Annotated in this window: 17 protein-coding genes and 2 riboswitches; of the genes, 5 read left to right on the forward strand and 12 right to left on the reverse strand. The window is 63.2% G+C overall.

Features of this window, described 5'->3' with window-relative positions:
- Nucleotides 1-59: 59 nt before the first annotated feature.
- From zapE to PSH73_RS13345, 7 genes are read right to left on the reverse strand one after another with little or no spacing between them, the layout of a single operon-like run.
- Nucleotides 60-1,166, reverse strand: a complete 1,107-nt coding sequence (gene zapE / locus PSH73_RS13315) for a cell division protein ZapE (protein ID WP_057959421.1) — start codon at nt 1,164-1,166, stop codon at nt 60-62.
- Nucleotides 1,163-3,820: an aminopeptidase N gene (gene pepN, locus PSH73_RS13320; RefSeq protein WP_120733216.1), complete on the reverse strand. Its 2,658-nt coding sequence runs from the start codon at nt 3,818-3,820 to the stop codon at nt 1,163-1,165. Before pepN ends, zapE begins: the two co-directional genes overlap by 4 nt.
- A 13-nt stretch (nt 3,821-3,833) precedes the next feature.
- Nucleotides 3,834-4,664: a DUF2797 domain-containing protein gene (locus PSH73_RS13325; protein WP_057436738.1), complete on the reverse strand. Its 831-nt coding sequence runs from the start codon at nt 4,662-4,664 to the stop codon at nt 3,834-3,836.
- Nucleotides 4,661-4,921: a YeaC family protein gene (locus PSH73_RS13330; RefSeq protein ID WP_057436741.1), complete on the reverse strand. Its 261-nt coding sequence runs from the start codon at nt 4,919-4,921 to the stop codon at nt 4,661-4,663. Before PSH73_RS13330 ends, PSH73_RS13325 begins: the two co-directional genes overlap by 4 nt.
- A gap of 30 nt (nt 4,922-4,951) precedes the next feature.
- Complete coding sequence (locus PSH73_RS13335; protein ID WP_115128297.1) at nt 4,952-5,821, reverse strand: rhomboid family intramembrane serine protease; 870 nt, start codon at nt 5,819-5,821, stop codon at nt 4,952-4,954.
- On the reverse strand, nt 5,814-6,791 hold the full coding sequence (locus tag PSH73_RS13340) for a metallophosphoesterase (protein WP_164844814.1): 978 nt from the start codon (nt 6,789-6,791) through the stop codon (nt 5,814-5,816). Before PSH73_RS13340 ends, PSH73_RS13335 begins: the two co-directional genes overlap by 8 nt.
- On the reverse strand, nt 6,788-7,678 hold the full coding sequence (locus tag PSH73_RS13345; RefSeq protein ID WP_010210870.1) for an NAD(+) kinase: 891 nt from the start codon (nt 7,676-7,678) through the stop codon (nt 6,788-6,790). Before PSH73_RS13345 ends, PSH73_RS13340 begins: the two co-directional genes overlap by 4 nt.
- A 154-nt stretch (nt 7,679-7,832) precedes the next feature.
- Here PSH73_RS13345 and PSH73_RS13350 point away from each other — a divergent pair, with 154 nt between their 5' ends.
- Nucleotides 7,833-8,780, forward strand: a complete 948-nt coding sequence (locus PSH73_RS13350; protein WP_128593045.1) for a DUF1853 family protein — start codon at nt 7,833-7,835, stop codon at nt 8,778-8,780.
- A 125-nt stretch (nt 8,781-8,905) separates the two neighbouring features.
- Here PSH73_RS13350 and PSH73_RS13355 read toward each other — a convergent pair whose 3' ends face one another.
- Genes PSH73_RS13355 through cobW form a run of 4 tightly spaced genes read right to left on the reverse strand, consistent with a single transcriptional unit; the run spans nt 8,906 to nt 15,385 of the window.
- Entirely contained in the window at nt 8,906-9,508 is a 603-nt protein-coding gene (locus tag PSH73_RS13355; protein WP_057959416.1) for a VWA domain-containing protein, read from the reverse strand.
- A gap of 53 nt (nt 9,509-9,561) precedes the next feature.
- Complete coding sequence (locus PSH73_RS13360; RefSeq protein ID WP_115128301.1) at nt 9,562-10,560, reverse strand: ATP-binding protein; 999 nt, start codon at nt 10,558-10,560, stop codon at nt 9,562-9,564.
- Nucleotides 10,560-14,321 carry a cobaltochelatase subunit CobN gene (gene cobN, locus PSH73_RS13365; protein WP_120733222.1) on the reverse strand — a complete coding sequence of 1,254 codons (3,762 nt, stop codon included), beginning with the start codon at nt 14,319-14,321 and terminating at the stop codon, nt 10,560-10,562. Before cobN ends, PSH73_RS13360 begins: the two co-directional genes overlap by 1 nt.
- A gap of 2 nt (nt 14,322-14,323) precedes the next feature.
- A complete protein-coding gene (cobW, locus tag PSH73_RS13370; protein ID WP_057436756.1) occupies nt 14,324-15,385 on the reverse strand; it encodes a cobalamin biosynthesis protein CobW in 1,062 nt (353 codons plus the stop codon).
- A 92-nt stretch (nt 15,386-15,477) separates the two neighbouring features.
- Nucleotides 15,478-15,678, reverse strand: a riboswitch (cobalamin riboswitch).
- Nucleotides 15,679-15,766: 88 nt separating this feature from the next.
- Nucleotides 15,767-15,974: riboswitch (cobalamin riboswitch) on the forward strand.
- A 95-nt stretch (nt 15,975-16,069) separates the two neighbouring features.
- On the opposite strand from cobW, the gene PSH73_RS13375 reads away from it, so the two are divergent.
- The 4 genes from PSH73_RS13375 (at nt 16,070) to cobM (ending at nt 18,208) form a co-directional block, all read left to right on the forward strand.
- The gene (locus tag PSH73_RS13375) at nt 16,070-16,258 is read left to right on the forward strand and encodes a CbtB domain-containing protein (RefSeq protein WP_057436758.1); all 189 of its coding nucleotides are present in this window, start codon (nt 16,070-16,072) and stop codon (nt 16,256-16,258) included.
- Between the two features lie 11 nt (nt 16,259-16,269).
- Nucleotides 16,270-16,971 carry a CbtA family protein gene (locus PSH73_RS13380; protein WP_120733224.1) on the forward strand — a complete coding sequence of 234 codons (702 nt, stop codon included), beginning with the start codon at nt 16,270-16,272 and terminating at the stop codon, nt 16,969-16,971.
- Entirely contained in the window at nt 16,968-17,381 is a 414-nt protein-coding gene (locus PSH73_RS13385; RefSeq protein WP_057959412.1) for a cobalamin biosynthesis protein, read from the forward strand. Before PSH73_RS13380 ends, PSH73_RS13385 begins: the two co-directional genes overlap by 4 nt.
- A gap of 80 nt (nt 17,382-17,461) precedes the next feature.
- The gene (gene cobM, locus PSH73_RS13390; protein WP_305417137.1) at nt 17,462-18,208 is read left to right on the forward strand and encodes a precorrin-4 C(11)-methyltransferase; all 747 of its coding nucleotides are present in this window, start codon (nt 17,462-17,464) and stop codon (nt 18,206-18,208) included.
- A 1,069-nt stretch (nt 18,209-19,277) separates the two neighbouring features.
- Here cobM and nfuA read toward each other — a convergent pair.
- Nucleotides 19,278-19,862 carry a Fe-S biogenesis protein NfuA gene (gene nfuA, locus PSH73_RS13395; RefSeq protein WP_057436766.1) on the reverse strand — a complete coding sequence of 195 codons (585 nt, stop codon included), beginning with the start codon at nt 19,860-19,862 and terminating at the stop codon, nt 19,278-19,280.
- Between the last annotated feature and the right edge of the window lie 44 nt (nt 19,863-19,906).

The following is a 19,906-nucleotide window of genomic DNA, read 5'->3' on the forward strand; positions in this document are numbered from 1 at the left end:
ACAACTTGGCGCGGGAAAAAGCCATCAGGCAAATGATTGTGTCAGTGGGCCAATGGCCACTACTGACCAAAGCGTTGCAACTGCATTTCTTGCAAACGGCTGAGGGTGCGGCGGAACGCAAACTCCAGGTAACCCTCGGTGTACAACTCGGCCAAGGGCACCCTCGCTTCGATGTACAGCGGGACCTTGCGGTCGTAGCACTCATCCACCAGGGCGATAAACCGGCGCACACTGTCATCGTGCACCGACAACGCCGGCAGCTCGCGGTCGCCCGCCTCTACACGCTGGGCACCATCCTCGGTACCACGGGCAATCCGCCCAGGACGTGTCGAGGCGCTCAGCCCGGGCACTTCGCCGAGCAATATGGCGCTATAGCGATCACACAGCTGCATGAAATCCATGGCCGCCAGCGGTTGTTCGCACAGATCAGCGTAGCGGCACCACAACACCGTTTCGCTGGACTGCACCGTAACAATGCGCCGCGAACCGACCATAACCGGCGCCTCGCTGCAGGCTTGTCCAGCGCTCAGACGCTGGAAAACCGCAGCCAATGCTTGTGGTTGATCGACCCAGTAGCGCTGCTCGGCGGTGCCCGGATGCAAGCGGTGATCCTCACTGCCGTCTACCGCCACCACCTGCATATGGGCCTCAATCGCCTCGATAGCCGGCATGAAGCGTTCGCGGTTGAAACCGTCGGCGTACAACTGCCCGGGCGGCTGGTTGGAGGTGCAGACCATTACCACCCCTTCGTCGAACATCACCTGGAACAGGCGCCCGAGGATGATCGCGTCACCAATGTCATTGACGAACAGCTCGTCGAAACACAACACCCGCACGTCCCCGGCCAACTCGCGGGCCAGGGCCTGCAAAGGGTCCGGGGTGCCGGTCAACTGGAACAGACGTTGATGGACCCAGCCCATGAAGTGATGGAAGTGCTGGCGCCGCGCGGGCACTCGCAGGCTCTGGTGGAACTGATCCATCAGCCAGGTCTTGCCCCGCCCCACCGGCCCCCACAGATAAACGCCGGTGACCGGTGCGTCGGCGCCCTGGTGCAATGCCCCATGGCAGGCCTGCAACGCCTCGACCGCCCGGCGTTGCGCGTCGTCTGCCACAAAACCATCGGCCAGGGCCCGCTGGTAGGCGGCCAGTGGTGAGTCGGCCGTCATGCGAGGCTTTTGCTGACCACCTCGAACACATCGCTGGACAGCTCGCCCGAACCACGGATGCGCTCCAGCTCAGCCTTCATCAGCGCCTGACGGGCGCTGTCGTATTTGCGCCAGCGGGTCAGTGGCGCCAACTGCCGCGAGGCGATCTGCGGGTTGAAGGCATTCAGCTCGATCACCAGGTCCGCCAGGAAGCGATAGCCCGAGCCATCGGCTGCATGGAAGTTGATCAGGTTCTGCCCGGCAAAGGCGCCGACCAGCGCGCGCACCTTGTTCGGGTTCTTGATATTGAACGCCGGGTGCTGCATCAGGGCCTTGACCCGTGCAAGCCCGCCCGGCAACACGCTCCCGGCCTGGACGCTGAACCATTGGTCCATGACCAGGGGGTTGTCCTTGAAGTTCTCGGCAAACACTTGCAGGGCCTTGGCCTTCTCGGCATCGAACGGCGAGTTGACCAGCACCGCCAATGCCGTCAGGCGTTCGGTCATGTTGTCACACGCGTCGAACTGCTCCAGGGTCGCCGCCAGTACTTCGGGCTTGCCGCTGAGCATCAGGTACGACAGCGCGATGTTCTGCAGGGCGCGGCGCGCGAAGTGCTCGGCCGAGGCCACGTAAGGCGTGTTGCGCGACAGGTCGCGGTTGGCCTGGTAGCGCAGCCACAGGCCTTCGAACAGGTTATCGGCCAACTGCTTGCGCGCAAACTCGCGGGCAGCGTGGATCGCATCGACGTCAGCCACTTCGCTGATTTCGGTCAGGTAGGCTTCACCCGGCAACGACAACATTTCGGCGACCATGGCCTGGTCCAGGCTTTCGTCGCTCAACACGCTGCGCAGCGCATTGACCAGCCGTTGATCCAGCACCAGGGCCTGGCCCTGCTGGTGTTGGCTGATCAGGTCCTGCAACACCTGCACCGCCAGTTGCTGGCCCGCCTCCCAACGGTTGAAGCCGTCACTGTCGTGCTGCATCAGGAACATCAACTGGTCACGGCTGTAGGGGAAGCTCAGCTTCACCGGCGCCGAGAAGCCACGCAGCAGCGACGGCAAGGGTTGTTCAGGGATATCGACGAAGGTGAACGTCTGCTCGGCCTCAGTCACCGACAACACTCGCGAGGTGCCCTGCGCCGCCGCTTCACCGGCCAGACGCAACGGCAGGTCGGCCCCATTGGCGTCCAGCAGGCCCAGGGCCACCGGAATCACGAATGGCAGTTTTTCTACGTTGTCCGGGGTTTGCGGGCAGCTCTGGCGCAAGGTCAGGCTGTAGGTCTTGGCGGTAGCGTCGTAGGACTCGCTCACTACCAGGCGTGGCGTGCCGGCCTGGCTGTACCAGCGTTTGAACTGGGTCAGGTCGGCACCGTTGGCGTCTTCCATGGCCTTGATAAAGTCATCACAGGTCACGGCCTGCCCGTCGTGGCGTTCAAAGTACAGGTCACTGCCTTTGCGAAAGCCCTCGGCGCCGAGCAAGGTGTGGATCATCCCGACCACTTCCGAACCCTTTTCGTACACGGTCAGGGTGTAGAAGTTGGAAATTTCGATAAAGCTGTCCGGGCGCACAGCGTGGGCCATCGGCCCTGCATCTTCGGCGAACTGGTGGGTGCGCAGGTAGGCCACATCCTGGATACGCTTGACGGTGGCCGAGTTCATATCCGCAGAGAAGTGCGAATCGCGGAACACCGTGAAGCCTTCCTTGAGCGACAGCTGGAACCAGTCGCGGCAAGTCACGCGGTTGCCCGACCAGTTGTGGAAGTATTCGTGGGCGACGATGGCCTCGACGCGCTGATGCGCGGCGTCGGTCGCGGTTTCGGCGCGGGCCAGCACGGCGCTGGAGTTGAAGATGTTCAGGCCCTTGTTTTCCATGGCGCCCATGTTGAAGTCGTTGACGGCGACGATCATGAAGATATCCAGGTCGTATTCGCGACCATAGACCTCTTCATCCCAACGCATGGACTTCTTCAGGCTGTTCATGGCGTGCTGGCACTTGTCGATGTTTTCCGGCTCGACATAAATGCGCAGCGCGACGGTGCGCTGGCTCATGGTGGTGAACGTGTCTTCGACGCACCACAGGTCGCCGGCCACCAGGGCGAACAGGTAGGCCGGCTTCTTGAACGGGTCTTCCCAGGTCGCCCAGTGCCGACCGTCTTCGCCGGGGCCGCTGGCAATCGGGTTGCCGTTGGACAGCAGCACCGGATAGCTGTGCTGCTCGGCGATCACCGTGGTGGTGAACGTGCTCATCACGTCCGGGCGGTCAAGGTAGTAGGTGATCTTGCGGAAGCCCTCGGCCTCGCATTGGGTACAGAACATGCCACCGGACTTGTACAAGCCTTCAAGAGCGGTGTTGGTTTGCGGGTGGATGCGCACGCTGGTGTCGACCGTGAAGCTGTCACTGGTCGGCTGCAACGTCAGGTGGCTCTCGCTCAATTGGTAGTCGGTGGCGCTCAGTTCCTGGTCACCCAGGGCCACACTCAGCAGTTCCAACTGCTGGCCATCGAGCACCAGCGGCGGCAGGCCGGTGCCGCGCTCGGGATTGCGGCGCATCACCAGCTGCGCGTGGACCAGGCTATGGTCCTCGAACAACTCGAAGGTCAGGTGAGTCTCGTCGATCAGGTACTCGGGCGCCTGATAGTCCTTCAGGTAAATCATCTTCGGTTGTTCGGTGCGCATACGTGAAATCCTTCTACTGATGCACGGCGAGCTGGTAAGCCGTGTATTTACGAATATTGATAACGCCGGTGTCGAAGATCAGGTATTGGCCCTTGATCCCCAGCAGCGTGCCTTCGGCAATCGGGTTCTTGTCCAGGTTGAAACTGACGATCTTGGCTGGATATTGCTCCACCGGGTAGCGGATTTCGAGGGGCTCGATATCGGTTACCGGTTGGATGGCCTGCAGGCCAAAGCGTTCCTGCAATTGCAGCAGGCCATCGGCGCAGGAGACAAACAGCTCGTCGCGTACCTGCGCAAGGTCTACCGCTGCCGCGTCGCCCTTGAGCAAGGCGCGCCAGTTGGTCTTGTCGGCGACCTGGCTGCGCAGCACATCTTCGACAAAGCCCGATTGCTGGCGCGTGGCCACGCGCATGATCGGCAATGCCTGGCTCGCGCCCTGGTCCAGCCAGCGCGTGGGCAACTGGGTGGCGCGGGTGATGCCGACCTTGATCCCCGACGAGTTCGCCAGGTACACCACATGGTCGGTCATGCAGAATTTCTCGCCCCAGGCCGGATCGCGGCAAGTGCCGGCATCGAAATGGCAGCGCTCGGGGCTCATGATGCACAGGTCGCACTGGGCCAGCTTGGTCATGCACGGGTAGCAATAGCCCTGGCTGAAGCTGGTCTTGGTCTTGCGTCCGCAATGGGTGCAGTGGATCGCACCGAGGTATTCCAGGCGTATATGAGTGCCAATCAACGGGTTGACCGGCACCTCGGTGTCGCCCAGGCGAAAAGCGTATTGAACGGTCGGCGAACCCAGTTGCGCCGACATCTTGCTGACTGCACCACGGCCAATCTCAATCAATGGATGGCATCCGACTTGAACAGGATGTTTTCCACCGGGGTCGACTTCGATTGGCATTCCTGCGGGCCCATATAGCCGGTGCGCTGGTCTTCCGGCAGGTTTTGCAGCTCCCAGGCGATCATGGCCTGCAACGACAGCTCGCGCTGTTCGGCAGTGAGCTTGCGGCCGTCGGCCCATTTACCGATTTCCACGGCGAGCTTGAGGCTCTGGTAGATATCCGGGGTGATGTTTTCGATCATTTCAGCAAAAGAGGACATAAGACTCTTCCTTCAATAATGGGCAGAGATTCAAGCGTTACGTTTATGGCGGCTGTACAACCCGCCGAGCAAACCGGTGATGCAACCCGCCACCAGGCCGCCGACATGGGCCGCATTGGCGATTTCGCCGAAGCCGATCATCGAGACCAGGCCCGACAGGCACAGCACCAGCCACACCAGCATCATCACCAGCACGCCGCGCGGCAGGCGATACGCCGGGTTGGGCGCAAGCAACTGGTAGATCCAGCAATGGCCGAGCAAGCCGTACAACACGCCGGACAGGCCACCGAACAGGCCGGGCCCGCCAAAGGTGTATTGCGCATAGTTGGAGGCCAGGCTGAACAGCATCGTCAGGCCCAGCAGGTTGATACTGCCCTGGCGCGCCTCGATGCGCCGCCCCAGCTCCCAGTACCACATGCCGTTCATGGCCAGGTGCAGGATGCCGAAGTGGATCAGCATCGGCGTGATCAACCGCCACCACTGCCCTGCCGCCAGGCTGTCGGCCAGGGGCGTGAAATACAGGTACTCACCGGCCACGTGGAAATTCAGGAACGTCAGCCAGCTCATGGCTTGCAAGTTGTCGCCGAGCATCGTGACCGCAGCGACGACCAGGCTCAGCAGCAACACACCCGCGGTCAGCGGGCTGTGGCGCAGTTGCTGGAGGAAGCCGGGGCGCTTGGCTACCGGTTCCTGGGGAATATCCAGCTGCTGGTCCGGATCGCCGGCCGGGAAACGCTGATACAGACTGCGCACGTCTTCGCTGATCGCGTCCGGCACCCACAGCACCTGCTCGCCGGCCTCTTCACTGACGCGATGGGGCACCTGCATGCGCTGCAACAGTTTGACGAAGCCAGCCAGGTCGACCGTCAGCGGCAAGCGTAAAACGGCCACGTTACTCATGAATCACCTCAGGGCGCTCGACATCGACCCACACGAACTTGTTGGGGTCCAGGCAGGTTTCCTGATCCAGGCGATACGCCACCAGCTTGCCGTAGAGCACTGCGCTGTAGTCCAGGCAGGCCAGGTTCGAGCGGATCGGCGCCGGTTTGCCGCTGCGCCAGTAATGGCCGACAAACAGCAAGGGTTCATCGACGCCATAGCGCAACAGGGAGTTTTTCTCGGTCGAAGACAACGGCGTACGGGCCACCGGATCGGGCAAGGCATCGGGTTGGAACACGATATCGCCGTAGGTCTTCGGGTCGTCTTCCCAGAACTTGGTGCGAAAGAACGAACGGGTCAGGCCATCGCCGCCGGTCAGCGTCAGGCCGTCCGGCAGGCGCATATCGGTGCCGCGCAGCAGGCGATCGAAGGCGTTGCAGGCAAAACTGCCCGGCACCGCCGCCGCCTGCAGGAAATGCTCGTCGATGCAGCCGTCGGGGAATTGCCGGCGCAGCGGTTCGATCAACCCCGAATCCCAGCAGGCGTGCACCACGCGGAAACGCCCGGCATCGACAAACAACGGCATGTCGTAGAACCAGCCGAGGAAGTCATGCCAGTCGCCGGGGTGGTGTTCGAACTGGGTCAGGGTCTCGTGGATCAGCCGCGCGTGGCGTGGCGAATGTTCGCGCACGTACTGCTTGCCACTGCCGGGCGGCGCCAGGGTGCTCCAGCCCAGGGCGTTGAACTCGTGGTTGCCCATGATGCACAGCGCCTGGCCGGCTTCGACCATGTCGTGGACGATATGCAGCGCCTCACGGATGCGCGGGCCACGGTCGATGATATCGCCGAGGAACACCGCCATGCGTGATGGGTGGCGCCAGACGCCGCCCTGCTTGTGGTAACCCATCTGGTCGAGCAGGTGCTCAAGGGTATGAGCGCAACCGTGCACGTCACCAATCAGGTCGTAGCTACGCGCGGGATCGAGCATCAGTCGCCTCCACCCCCCAAGCGGCTGCCCCAGCCCAGCTTGGTGCGGCACACTTCGTAGTAGTTGTGATCCAGTGGGTGGATCAACCGCAGCTTCTGCGCCTTTTTGCTCACGGTGATGGTGTCACCGGGGGCGCAGGTGAAGTGGTTCTGCCCGTCACAGGAAACTTGCGGGTAGATCTGCATGTCTTTGGAGACCACGATTTTCAACTCACTGTTGCCATCGACCACAATCGGTCGGCTAGACAACATATGGGGGTACATCGGCACGATCACAATGGCATCCAGCTTGGGATGCATGATCGGCCCGCCGGCCGACAGCGCATAGGCCGTGGACCCGGTGGGCGTGGCGACAATCAGGCCGTCGGCCTTCTGGCTGCAGACGAACTGGCCGTCGATATACAGCTCGAACTCGATCATCCGCGTCGACTTGCCGGGGTGCAGCACCACATCGTTGAGGGCATCGCCCTGGCCGATGGCTTCGCCATGGCGGCGCACTTCGGCTTGCAGCAGGAAGCGGTTTTCCACCAGGTAGTGGCCGTCCAGCACCTTGGCCACTTCAACTTCCAGGTCGTCGGGGCGGATATCGGTGAGGAACCCCAGGCTGCCCCGGTTGATCCCCAGTACCGGCACGTTATGCCGCGCCAGGGCCCGGGCGGCGCCCAGCAGGCTGCCGTCGCCGCCGACCACAATCACCATGTCGCAGACTTCACCGAGCATTTTGCGCGACGAGGTCTGCAGGCCGTGGCCCGGCAGAATCTCGGCGATGGTGTCTTCGAGGATCACATGCAGGTGGCGCTCAAGCAGAAACTTTTTCAGCCGGCGGACCGTGTCCAGAACCTGGGTACTGCCCAGGCGACCGATGATGCCGATATTGCGAAATTGCTCCATGGGGCTCCTGCAGGGTTTGGGTCTGGCAAAAAGAACGATTATGGGCGAAAGGCCGCATTAGACAAAATCCTTTGTCGCCCCAGGCCCCAGACGACAACGGTTCTCAACACTTCCAGGGGGCACGCGGCGAGTAGGAAACAGCTATGCTCGGACCATGAATCCGTTTCCCGACCTGCAGCCTCTGCCCCGTCAATTGCGTCATCCCGCAGTGCGGGACCTGGCGTGGGTGATCCTCGCCCCGCCGATGCTCGCGCAGACGCCCTGGCCACAACGTCACCCCCTGGCCGGCAGTGACTGGGTGCAGCAGCCTGCGGCCCTGGAGCAATGGCTCAGGCGCCTGGACCAGGACAGCAGCGCCCTGCTGCATTGGCTGAGCCTGGCACGCACCCGGCGCCTGGGCCTGTATTACGAACGCCTGTGGCAATTTGCCGTGCAGCACGCCCCTGGCGTGGAGTTGCTGGCGGCCAACCTGCCGATCCGCCAGGCCGGGCACACCCTGGGTGAGCTGGACATGCTGCTGCGCGACCGTGACGGCGTGCATCATCTGGAGTTGGCGATCAAGCTTTACCTCGGCCCCCAGGACGGCAACGGCCAGGACACCGCGCAATGGCTGGGCCCGGGTTGTCACGACCGCCTGGATCGCAAGCTGGCGCATCTGGCAGACCACCAACTGCCCATCTCGGCCAGGGCGCAAAGCCGGGAGGTGCTGGCGACGCTGGATATCCAGGAGTTCACCGCCCATCTGTGGCTCGGCGGCTACCTGTTGTACCCCTGGCCCGGCGAGGCCGCCCCGCCTTTCGGCGCCCACCCCCAGCATTTGCGCGGGCGCTGGTTGCATCAGCGCGATTGGCAGGACTTTATCCAGGCCAGCCCGCCGGGCCGCTGGCAGCCCCTGCCGCGCCATGCCTGGCTGGCGCCGGCGCATTACCCGGCGGAAGAAATCTGGAGTGAAGAGCAGATGCAGCGCTGGCTGGTCGACCTGGACCCGATGGCGCCGGCGCAGTTGTTGGTGCGCATGATGCAGAACGGCGGGGATTGGGAGGAAGCGGAGCGGCTGTTTCTGGTGGCGGATCTTTGGCCGAATGTGCCGGGGGCTAGCTGATCGTTTTGCGGTGGGTTTGAGGGCCTTATCGCAGGCAAGCCAGCTCCCACATTCAAGCGCATTCCAAAGGATGTACGCGGCCGAATGTGGGAGCGGACTTGCTCGCGATAGCGATAGCAGCAGCGCTACAGGCTATCAATATGCCGATAATCCACCTGCAACCCGGCGGCCAGCTCCCGCGCCCGCCCCAGCCGGATCGGCCCACGTTCGATATCCACCAACAGCCCCAGGCAATCCAACGCCGGCAATTGACCAATATCCTTGAGCCGGCCATCGGTAATCACCAGCAACCGCTGCTGTTCAGCCGGATAGCGCTTGCGCCGCGCCGCCAGCCAATGCCCGGCCTCGGTCAACGCCGCCAGGAGCGGCGTCCCTCCGCCGGCGCCCAGGCCATCCAGCCAACGCCCCAGGCCCTTGGCCGCTTTCAAGCCTTGTACCTGCCAGCTCGGCACTTGCCCGCTGGCGGTCAACAACGCCAGTCGCGCCCGCTGCCGATAGGCGTCGTCGAACACCTGCGCGAGCAAGCCCTTGGCATCGCTAAGCGCCTGATGCCGCCGAGTGGACGCCGAGGCATCGACAATCACCAGCCACAGCTCATGGGAGGCACGGCTGCGGTTGCAGTACACCAGGTCTTTACGCGATTGTGGTCGCCCGCCCAACAAGGTGCCCGGCCAATTGACCATCCCCTCGGCGCCGTTGCGCGCCCGCCCTTGCCTGCCTTGATCCAGTCGACCCGCCTTGGGCTGGGCATCCGCCCCCGCGTCAGGTCGGGGGCGAATGCCTAGGGCTTTTTTGGCCAGGTGGGTATTTCACGGCGGGCACCCGTTACTTGTGTAGACGGAGGCATTTCACCCCACTGTCCCTGGCCGCTGCTGGGGTCAGTGGGTTTGGGCGCCGGCGCATTTTCCGGCGGGTGGGCGGCAGATGAATGCTCCTGGCGACGATGGCGCAGGGCAAATTCGGCAACGGCCTCTATATCCTCTTCAGCGATGGCCGCAGCCCCACGCCACGCCGCATGGGCCCGCGCCCCGCGCAACCACACCAGATCGGCGCGCAGGCCATCCACACCAGCGGCAAAGCAGCGCTCGGTAATCTGCGCCAGGGCCTGGTCATCCAGGGCGATGCTTTCCAGGCGTGCACGGGCCTGGGTGCAACGCGCACGCAGCGCCGCTTGCTGGTCAGCCCACTGCGCACAGAACGCCCCAGGATCACTATCGAAATCCAGGCGCCGACGGATGATCTGCCCGCGCTCGGTCGGCAAAGTCTGCCCGCTCAATGCCACGTTGAAACCGAACCGATCCAGCAACTGCGGACGCAATTCACCCTCTTCCGGGTTCATCGTGCCGATCAGCACAAAACGCGCCGAGTGCCGGTGGGATATACCGTCGCGCTCGATCAGGTTGGTGCCACTGGCGGCTACATCCAATAGCAGGTCCACCAGATGGTCAGGCAGTAGGTTGACCTCATCCACGTACAGTACCCCGCCATCGGCCTTGGCCAGCACCCCAGGGGAAAACTGCGCACGGCCTTCGCTCAGCGCCGCATCCAGGTCCAGAGTGCCGACCAAACGCTCTTCGGTGGCGCCCAACGGCAAGGTGACGAATTGCCCGCTGGCCAACAGGTCCGCCAGGCCGCGGGCCAGGGTAGACTTGGCCATGCCGCGTGGGCCTTCGATCAGCACGCCACCGATCTTCGGGTCGATGGCGGTCAGGCACAGGGCAAGCTTCAGGTCGTCGGCACCGACCACTGCCGACAGTGGGAAATGGGGGATGTCAGTCATCAACTGTCTTCTTCTATGTCCAGCAACAGGTTTTCCAATGCCTCGCGGTACGCCCCCGGTTCCTGCCACATACCGCGCTGCTGGGCTTCCAGCATGCGCTCGGTCATGTCGCGCAAGGCCGCAGGGTTGTGCTGTTGCACAAACGCCCGGGTGTCGGGGTCGAGCAGGTAGGCATCGGCCAGCAATGCATATTGGTGGTCGTCGATCAGCGCCGTGGTCGCGTCGAAGGCGAACAGATTGTCCACCGTCGCCGCCATCTCGAACGCGCCTTTATAGCCGTGGCGCTTGACCCCTTCGATCCACTTGGGGTTGGCGGCGCGGGAACGGATCACCCGGTTCAGCTCTTCCTTCAGCGTGCGGATTTTCGGCAAGTCCGGCTGGCTATGATCGCCATGGTAGCTGGCGGCCTTGGCGCCACTGAGGGTTTCCACGGCGGCGAGCATACCGCCCTGGAATTGGTAATAGTCATTGGAGTCGAGCAAGTCGTGCTCGTGGTTATCCTGGTTCTGCAGCACGGCCTGCACCTGGCTCAGGCGCTGGGCGAACTGTTCACGGGCGGCGGTGCCTTCATCCGCACCGCCATAGGCGTAGCCCCCCCAATTCAGATAGACCTCGGCCAGGTCTTCGCGGCTTTGCCACAGGCGACCGTCAATCGCGCCCTGCACACCCGCGCCATAGGCCCCAGGCTTGGCGCCGAAAATGCGCCAGCCGGCCTGCTTGGCCGCAGCCTCTTCATCCAGGCCCGACTTGCGCAGCGCCTCGCGCTCGCTGCGCACCTTGGCCGCCAGGGGGTTCAGGTCGTCCGGCTCATCCAGCGCCGCGACCGCCTGCACCGCAGCATCGAACAGGCGGATCAGGTTGGCGAACGCATCGCGGAAGAACCCCGACACCCGCAGCGTGACGTCAACTCGCGGGCGGTCGAGCAAGCTGATGGGCAATATCTCAAAATCATCGACACGCTGGCTGCCCGTGGCCCACACCGGACGCACGCCCATCAGTGCCATGGCCTGGGCGATATCGTCACCGCCGGTGCGCATGGTCGCGGTGCCCCACACGGAAAGCCCCAACTGACGCAGATGGTCACCATGGTCCTGCAGGTGCCGCTCAAGCATCAGGTTTGCGGATTGGAAACCGATACGCCAGGCAGTCGTGGTAGGCAGGTTACGCACGTCAACGGTGAAGAAATTGCGCCCGGTCGGCAGCACATCCAGGCGCCCACGACTCGGCGCACCACTGGGGCCCGCCGGCACGAAACGACCGCTCAACGCCTCCAGCAAGCCATGCATTTCCGCCGGGCCACAGGCATCCAGGCGCGGTGCGACGACGATGCGCAGGCTTTCGATCACCGATTTCACCTCCTCCCAGCCCGGCTCCTCAAGCTGTTCGAGCGGGCCTTCCAGCGCCTGTTCGATCAACCGCGCCGCATACAGCTCCAGGCGCTCGCGAGTATCGCCAGCGGTACGCCACAACTGCCCGTCGATCTTCTGCAGCACCTCGGGGCGGCGCCCGGTCCAGGGCTCGGCCAGGGCGCAGTCCAGCGGGTCAAAGCCCAGCTCAAAGGCCTTGGCCAACACCCGCAGCAAGCTAGATTGCGGACCCCGCCCATCGCCACGCGGAATGCGCAGCAGGGCCAGCAAGGTGTCGATACGCAGGCGGCCTTCGGGCGACTCGCCAAAGATATGCAGGCCATCGCGGATCTGCGACTCCTTCAGATCGCACAGGTAGGTGTCCAGGCGCGGCAGCCAGACGGCAGCGTCAGCCTCGTTATCCAGTTCCAGCTCTTGATCGATGCGGGTTTCGCGCACCAGCTTGAGGATGTCCTTTTGCAGCTCCAGAGCACGGCGCGGGTCGAGCAACTGCGCCTCGTAATACTCATCCGCCAACAGTTCCAGATTGCGCAATGGGCCATAGGTTTCGGCACGGGTCAGCGGCGGCATCAAATGGTCGATGATCACCGCCTGGGTCCGGCGCTTGGCCTGGGCACCCTCGCCCGGATCATTGACGATAAACGGATAGATATTCGGCAGAGGTCCCAGCAATGCATCTGGCCAGCAGTTCTCGGACAGCCCGACGCCTTTACCCGGCAGCCATTCCAGGTTGCCGTGCTTGCCGACGTGGATCACGCCATGGGCGCCGTAGGTGTGGCGCAGCCAGAAATAGAACGCCAGGTAAGCGTGGGGCGGCACCAGGTCCGGGTCGTGGTACACCGCGCTGGCATCCACCTGGTAGCCCCGCGCCGGCTGGATGCCGACAAAGGTCAGGCCCAGGCGCAGGCCGGCGATCATCATGCGCCCGTCGCGGCACATCGGATCGTTATGAGGCGTGCCCCAGCGTTCCAGCACGGCCTGGCGGTTGGCCTCGGGCAAGCGATTGAACATCGCCTGGTATTCGTCCAGGCCCAGGCTTTGATGGCAGGGGCGCAGGTCGAGGCTGTCCAGGTCGTTGGTGACACCGCCGAGCAGGTCATGGATCAGCGCAGTGCCGCTGGCCGGCAATGCATCCGGCAGCGGATAACCCTCGGCCTGCAGAGCCCGCAGGATATTCAAGGCCGCGGCCGGGGTGTCCAGGCCCACGCCATTACCGATGCGCCCATCACGGGTCGGGTAGTTGGCGAGGATCAGCGCAATGCGCTTGTCGGCATGCGGCACCCGTGCCAGCTCGACCCAGCGCCGCGCCAGTTCGGCAACAAAGTCCATGCGCTCGGGGGCCGCGCGGTAGCACACCACGTCCGATTGGCTGCGCTCGCTGCGCCAGGCCAGGTCCTTGAAGCTGATCGGGCGGCTGATGATGCGCCCGTCCAGCTCCGGCAAAGCAATATGCATCGCCAGGTCACGCGGACCGAGGCCCTGCTCGCTGGCTTCCCAGCCGGGCTGGTTGTCCTGGGCGCAGATCGCCTGGATCACCGGGATATTGCGGCGAAACGGCCGCAGATGGGGCGCTTCGGGGCTGGATTGGGCAAAGCCGGTGGTGTTCAGAATCACCGCCGCCCCGACCTCATCCAGCAAATCCTCGACCACTGTCAGGCAGCCGGGCTCTTTCAGGCTGGCCACCGCCATCGGCAGCGGGTTAAGGCCCGCCGCCTGCAAGCGTTGGCAGAACACATCAATAAAACCGGTATTGGCCGCCTGCAAGTGCGAGCGGTAGAACAGCACCGCTGCCACCGGCCAATCGGTGTTCCAGTCCGCCTGCCAGTCATTGAGGCGGGCATTGGCGGCGCGCGGGTGATAGATCGCGGTGCGCGGCAGAGTTTGCGGCTCGGCCCACGGGTAATCGCGGCCCAGGTAGCTACTGGCCAGGCAACGATAGAAATCCAGCGCATTCCCCAGCCCGCCCTGGCGCAGAAAGTGCCACAGGCGGTCACGCTCCACCACACCCACGGTGCTCAGGCCGCTGAGTTCGGGATCGGGGCGATCATCCCCCGGCACCAGGATCAACTGCACGCCCTGCTCGGCCAGCTCCACCAGGCGTTGGATGCCGTAGCGCCAATAGCCGATGCCGCCGTGCAGGGATATCAGGATGACCTTGGCGTGGCGCAGCACCTCATCCACATACAGGTCCACCGAGGCGTGGTTCTGCACCTGCATCGGGTTGGCCAGGCGCAGGCTCGGGTAGTCGTCGGGCAGTTGCTGGGCGGCTTCGGCCAGCAACGCCAGGCTGGAATCGCCGCTGCACAGGATCACCAGCTCGGCGGGGGTTTGTCCCAGGTCGGCGATGTTGTCATCGGAGACGAAGCCACCGGGCTGGGTCCTGAGCAGGTGCATGGTTAAACGCTGAGCGCGGCGCGCAATTGCGCTTCAAGGCCCGCCGCATCCAGGTCCTGACCGATCAGCACCAACCGTGTGATGCGCGCTTCGTCAGCGCCCCAGGCCCGGTCGAAGTGCTTGTCGAAGCGCGTGCCCACGCCTTGGATCAACAGGCGCATCGGCTTGTTGGGGATCGCGGCGAAGCCTTTGACCCGCAGGATGCCGTGCTGCACCACCAATTGCGTCAGGGCATCGAGCAGCAGCGCTTCATCAGCCTGTGGCAGGTCGATGGAGATGGAGTCAAACGCATCGTGATCGTGGTCGTCTTCACCTTCGTGGTGATGATCGTGATGGCTATGGCGCCCGTCGATATGCTCCTCGGAGCCGGCACCCAGGCCAATTAGCACATCCAGAGGCAGGCGGCCGCTGCTGGCTTCGACGATTTTCACTGCTGGCGGCAGTTCTTCGGCGACTTCCAGGCGTACACGGGCCAGGTCTTCAGGGCTGATCAGGTCGGTTTTGTTGAGGATCACCAGGTCGGCGCTGGCCAGTTGGTCGGCGAACAACTCGTGCAGTGGCGATTCGTGGTCCAGGTTCGGGTCCAGTTTGCGCTGGGCGTCGACCTGGTCCGGGAACGCGGCAAAGGTGCCAGCGGCCACGGCCGGGCTGTCGACCACGGTGATCACCGCGTCAACCGTGCAGGCGCTGCGGATTTCCGGCCACTGGAAGGCCTGGACCAGGGGCTTGGGCAGCGCCAGGCCAGAGGTTTCGATGAGGATATGGTCGAGGTCGCCACGACGGGCCACCAGCTCGCGCATCACCGGGAAGAACTCTTCTTGCACGGTGCAGCACAGGCAGCCGTTGGCCAGTTCATACACGCGCCCGCTGGCTTCTTCTTCGGTGCAACCGATGGAGCACTGCTTGAGGATCTCGCCGTCGATACCCAGTTCGCCGAATTCGTTGACGATCACAGCAATGCGCCGACCCTGGGCGTTGTCCAGCATGTGCCGCAGCAAGGTGGTTTTGCCCGAGCCGAGAAAGCCGGTGACGATAGTGACGGGAAGTTTGGCCAGTGTTTTCATCGGATGCCCTTTGGGGCGGGCATACGGGACGACTGGCCCTGCAGCGGCGTGCAGGTGCTGGATTCGTCACCGGATCACCCCGCCCGGTTGAAATGGAAAATCGGTTGCGAGGCAGGTCTCCTGGCTTGGGGCTTGCCGGCCTTGCGGCTGGCGCTGGCTGCGCCTTCCCGCCGTATTGGCAGTGGCGTGGCAGTCAGATAAACCCTTTACAGTTGCGGGGGCAGCCGCGGCTTGGACCGCGTTCCCTTCTTAGCTTCGACCGCAGCCGAAGAACCTCGAAGGTGCAAGGCTACGCAGTGCTTGAGGGACGGTCAATTCAAAACCATGCGAAGAGCCGCGGTGCCCAGCTACAGATTGACGGCCATCCCGCGCCCATGCTCTCCTACACATCTTGTTTCGGGTGCCCTTTACAGGGTGAAACGGGAAACCGGTCAATCATGCATGCATGACCAATCCGGTGCTGCCCCCGCAACGGTAAGCGAGCGAAGCGTCACAGCCACTGTGCTTCTGGCATGGGAAGGCGATGCTTTCAGGACTCAAGAGAGCCCCCTCGCAAGCCCGGAGACCGGCCCGAAAAATCAAATAACAAACCCGCGGTGGGCGGGCGCTGTTCAGAACCCTGCGTGCCCGGCTCGCGGGGTTTTCATGCGCTCGTGTCACCCTGCTACTCGAAAGGGACGTGCCATGTCGATCATCAGCAGCACCTCACACACCGCCAGCCGCTCCGCCACCTTGAGCCAACGCCTGACCGCCGCTATCGGCGCGTCGATCCTCGGTGCGTGCCTGGTGTATTTCGCCGGGTTCTCCCATATCGAGGCCGTGCACAACGCCGCCCACGATACGCGCCACAGCGCCGCCTTCCCGTGCCATTGAGACCTGCAACCATGATCAAGCGAATTGCGCAAACCGCAGGTTTCACCGGCCTGTTGGCCGCCCTGCTGCTGACCCTGCTGCAAAGTTTCTGGGTGGCTCCGCTGATTCAGCAGGCGGAAACCTACGAAAACGCCCCGGCCACGACCGAAGTGCATGAGCATGCGCCTGGCGCTGCAGCCCACAGCCACGACGCCGAGGCCTGGGAACCGGAGGACGGCTGGCAGCGCGTGCTGTCCACCACCGGCGCTAACCTGGTGGTCGCCGTAGGTTTTGCGCTGATGCTCGCCGGCCTGTACACCCTGCGTGCCCCGACCCGCACCGCCCAGGGCCTGCTCTGGGGCCTGGCCGGTTACGCCACCTTTGTGCTGGCACCGACCCTCGGCCTGCCACCGGAACTGCCCGGCACCGCTGCGGCGGACCTGGCGCAACGGCAGATCTGGTGGATCGGCACAGCAGCCTCCACCGCCGCCGGTATCGCGTTGATTGTGTTTGGTCGCAACTGGCTGCTGAAGATCCTCGGCGTGGCGATCCTGGCGGTGCCCCATGTGATTGGCGCGCCACAGCCCGAAGTGCACTCGATGCTCGCCCCGCAGGCCCTGGAAGCGCAGTTCAAGATCGCGTCGCAGCTGACCAATGTTGCGTTCTGGCTGGCCCTGGGCCTCATCAGCGCCTGGTTGTTCCGACGCAATCGCGACAATCAGCACTCGGCATGACAGCAGCCACCACCGCGCCGACCCTGGTGGTCGGCCTGGGTTGTCAGCGTGGCTGCAGCGTCGCGGCGCTATTGGCGCTGTTCAATGAAGCCTTGGCTGGCGCGGGAATCGACCCTCGGCACATCAGCGCACTGGCGAGTATCGACCGTAAACAGGATGAGCCAGGGTTACTGGCCCTGGCCGAACACTTGAGGTTGCCACTGCAGTTTTTCAGTGCCGAACAGCTGGCGATCCACGAAGCGCAATTGAGCCACCGCTCTGCTGTCGCGTTTGCCCATACCGGCTGCCACGGCATCGCCGAAAGCGCCGCCCTGGCCCTGGCCGAGCACTTGGCCCAGCGCCCTGCCCGCCTGTTGATCAACCGCCAGAAAAGCCCGCAAGCCACCTTTGCATTGGCGTGCGCGGGCTGAATTCCCGATAATCCGCCTCCTTGATCATGAGCGGTCTTCATCTGCAGCCCGCCTCGCCGGCTTTTTCACAGGAATCCTCCATGACCGTCTACTTCATCGGCGCAGGCCCCGGCGACCCGGAACTGATCACCGTCAAAGGCCAGCGGCTGATCCGCAGTTGCCCGGTAATTATCTACGCCGGCTCTCTGGTGCCGGCCGCCGTGCTTGAAGGCCATCAGGCCGAAACCCTGGTCAACAGCGCCGAACTGCACCTGGAGCAGATCATTGAGTTGATCAAGCATGCCCATGAACAGGGCCAGGACGTGGCGCGGGTGCATTCTGGCGATCCGAGCCTGTATGGCGCGATTGGCGAGCAAATCCGCCATTTGCGCGCACTGGGAATTCCCTTCCAGATCATTCCCGGCGTCACCGCCGTGGCCGCCTGTGCCGCGTTGCTGGAGGCGGAGCTGACCTTACCGGATATCGCCCAAAGCGTGATCCTGACCCGCTATGCCGATAAAACCACGATGCCTGCGGGGGAGTCCTTCGACAGCCTGGCCAGCCACGGCACTACCATGGCCGTGCATCTGGGGGTCAATCACCTGGAGAAAATCGTCGCCGAGCTGCTGCCGCATTACGGTGCAGATTGCCCGATTGCCGTGGTACACCGGGCGACCTGGCCGGATCAGGATTGGGCGATTGGCACCTTGGCGGATATTGTCAGCAAAGTGGCAGCCAAGGGGTTCAGGCGCACCGCGCTGATTGTGGTGGGTCGAGTGCTGGCCAGTGACCGCTTCAGCGAATCCTCGCTGTATCGCGCAGGGCACGCCCACCTCTACCGACCCTGACACTGTGGGGGCTGGCTTGCCTGCGATTGCGGTTTAACCGGCTGTAGAGAAGTCGCCTGACCCTCCGCTATCGCGGCATGAGTCTCTACATAGTTCTCTTCTGGGGGGTGTGTACATATCCGTTGCTGCGGTTACGGCGGCTATTGGTTCCGCTCTTACAGCGGGTCACTTTTGGAAAAGAGCCCGGAGTGCCGGCCCAGCCAAAAGTAACCAAAAGGGCTCTTGCCCCACCACTCGGTGCCTCGCCTAGGCTCGGCATGCCCGCAGTCAGGCATTGCTCCGTGGGCCCGCCGCGATCGGCCATCCCTGGCCGTGTCGCGGCTACCCCGGCATCCATGCCGGGGTGCCCACTGCGCAATACCTGCCTGCGGCCAGCGTGGTTTAACGGGGCGCCTAAGATCAAGATCAAAAGCCAGATCAAAAGCAGAGCAACAGCAACAGCAATGCCAAAGCCGGGGCGCGAAGCTGCATTCCCCTGTGGGAGCTGGCTTGCCTGCGATGGCGGTGTATCAGTCGATAAATGTATTGGCTGAGACACCGCCATCGCAGGCAAGCCAGCTCCCACAGAGGTACGCGCACGCCTCGACGATCAGGTCGGCTGTCAGGCCGCCTCGCTTTGCTTTTGATCTGAGGCGCCCCATTAAACCACGCTGGCCGTCATCCGATATTGATTTGGGGGGGTAAACCGGCAGGACGCCGGTTTAGCCGCGCTGGGCCATGGATGGCCCATCGCGGCGGCCCCCCAAATCAATGTCGGATGACGGGCACACCGAGCCTAGGCGAGGTGCCGAGTGGTGGGGCAAGAGCCCTTTTGGTTACTTTTGGGGCTCTTTTCCAAAAGTGACCCGCTGTAAGAGCGGAACCAATAGCCGCCATGACCGCAGCAACGGATATGTTCACAAACCCAACAAGCACTGGATAAAAGAGATGTATAGATACCTACGGCTATCGCATGCAAGCCAGCTCAAAAAGCTCATCTTATTTGTTAGACAAATCGTGTAACTTGCTAACTTTAAAGCATAAAAAAACGGCGCTCACGGACGCCGTTTTTTTGTTTGCAGCGAACACCTTAATAGTAGGCGTTTTCTTTCTGCGTATGGTCAGTCACGTCACGGACGCCCTTGAGCTCGGGAATCCGCTCCAGCAACGTACGCTCAATACCTTCACGCAAGGTCACGTCAGCCTGCCCACAGCCCTGGCAGCCGCCACCGAACTTGAGCACGGCGATACCGTCATCCACCACGTCGATCAGGCTGACCTGGCCGCCATGGCTGGCCAGGCCCGGATTGATCTCGGTCTGCAGGTAGTAGTTGATACGCTCGTTGATCGGGCTATCGGCATTGACGTTCGGCACCTTGGCGTTGGGCGCCTTGATGGTCAGTTGGCCACCCATGCGGTCAGTGGCGTAGTCGACCACGGCATCGTCAAGGAAGGCTTCGCTGAAGGCGTCGATATACGCGGTGAAGCTCTTGAGCCCCAGGGCGGTGTCTTCAGGCTTTTCTTCGCCCGGCTTGCAGTAGGCAATGCACGTCTCGGCGTACTGGGTGCCAGGCTGGGTGATAAAGACGCGGATGCCGATACCCGGGGTGTTCTGCTTGGACAGCAGATCAGCCAGGTAATCGTGGGCGGCGTCGGTAATGGTTATGGCAGTCATGGGAACTCCTCACAGGCTTGCCGGCAGTTTACGCCAATCGCCGC

This window comes from Pseudomonas sp. FP2294, from assembly GCF_030687625.1.
GTDB lineage: Bacteria > Pseudomonadota > Gammaproteobacteria > Pseudomonadales > Pseudomonadaceae > Aquipseudomonas > Aquipseudomonas shahriarae.